The sequence below is a fragment of the Acidobacteriota bacterium genome (assembly GCA_030949985.1).
In the GTDB taxonomy this organism is placed as follows: Bacteria; Acidobacteriota; Polarisedimenticolia; order J045; family J045; genus JALTMS01.
Window position 1 is genome coordinate 1 of sequence record JAUZRX010000077.1, and the last position, 1,768, is coordinate 1,768.

Here is a 1,768-nt window from a genome sequence, read left to right on the forward strand (position 1 = left end):
TTGGACCGGAAGGCGTTGCCAGACGCCCGTACGGGCGTGCTTGCGGGATCGGGCGAGTATGAGCCGCCGGTTGGGGAAGTGGAAGAGAAGATATCCGAGGTCTGGCGGGACCTGCTCGGTCTGGACCGTGTGGGCCGGCATGACAACTTCTTTGAACTGGGCGGTCACAGCCTGTTGGCGACGAGGCTCGCGTCGCGGATAGGCCGGGACCTCGAGGTCGAGGTCTCGATCCGGGAGATCTTCGCCAACCCGACGGTCGCGTCCCAGGCGAAGCTGATGCGCGACCGTGCCCCGATCGTTTTCACGCCGATCGTTCGGATCGAGGAGGCGGCGGATTACGAACTGTCGCACGCGCAGCGTCGGCTCTGGATACTGGACCGTATGGGAGACAAGACGGCGTACTCGATGCCGGCGGCGTTGCGGTTGACGGGAGCGTTGGACGTGGAGAGGTTGGAGGAGGCGTTCCGGGTCTTGATCCGCCGTCACGAGTCGTTGCGAACGTCGTTCATCGAAGTGGAGGGCGAGCCGCGCCAGGTGGTGAGCGAGGAAGTGGAGTTCCGGATCGAACGTCACGACGTCAGCAGGAAGGGAGAGGAAGAGAAGAGGGGAACGTTGAGTCGGATCGAGGCGGAGAGCGCGTCGCGTCCTTTCGACCTGGAGCGCGCGCCGTTGTTGCGAGTGGGGATCGTCCGAGTGGATGTTGAAGAGCATCTGTTGTTCTTCAACATGCACCATATCGTCTCGGACGGGTGGTCGATAGGAGTGCTGTTGCGGGAACTGGCCGCGATCCTGCGCGGGGAGGACCCGGGGGAACTGCCGATCCAGTACAAGGACTATGCGGCGTGGCACAACGGGCTGATGGAGAGCGACCGGTTGGGAGAAGAGCGCGCGTACTGGTTGGAGCGGCTCTCCGGGGAGATTCCGGCGCTCGACCTTCCGGCGGATTTCCCGCGACCGGCCGTGCGGAGTTCGAGAGGGTCGAGGATCGGGTTCAGGATTCCGAGCGCGGTAGCGGGACGTTTACAGGAGCTCGGCCGGCCACGCGGTGCGACGTTGTTCATGACGCTGACGGCGATAGTGAAGGTGTTACTGTACCGTCACACGGGTCAGGAAGAGATCATCGTGGGGACGCCGATCGCGGGTCGACGTCACAGCGATCTCGAGTCCCAGGTCGGGTTCTACGTGAACACTCTGGTGTTGCGTGACGAGGTGCGTGGAGGGGAGGGTTTTGCGGAGATATTGGACCGGGTCCGTGAGACGGCGACGGAGGCGTACGATAACCAGGACTATCCGTTCGACCGGCTGGTGGAGGAGTTGGATTTGCGGCGCGACCTTTCGCGGAACCCTCTGTTCGACGTGATGGTGATATTACAGAACAACGAGGATGCCGTGTTGGAGATGGAAGGGGTAGAGGTGAACCCGTTCGAGACGGAGTTCGCGATCGCGAAGTTCGACCTGACGTTCAGTTTTGTCGAGAGTGGTGACGGTATCGAGTGCGGGATCGAGTACTGCGCGGACCTGTTCAAGCGGGAGCGGATCGAGAGGATGGCTGTGCATTTACAGCGGTTGGCGGAGTCCGCGTCGTCGAACCCGGATGAGACCGTCGGGCGGTTGGAGATGGTCGCGGAGGAGGAGCGGGCGCGGATATTGGAGTTGGGGGAAGGGCCGCGTGCGGAGTACCCGTCGGAGAAGACGATATCGGAGTTGTTCGAGGAGCAGGTGGAGCGGACGCCGGACTCGGTGGCGGTGGTGTTCGGGGAGAGGGAGT

1 protein-coding gene is annotated in these 1,768 nt (G+C 62.9%); it reads left to right on the forward strand.

All coding sequences use genetic code 11. The features are described 5' to 3' along the window. Positions 1-1,768, forward strand: a 1,768-nt coding sequence (locus Q9Q40_13865; GenBank protein ID MDQ7008302.1) for a condensation domain-containing protein, incomplete at both ends; no start/stop codon positions are given.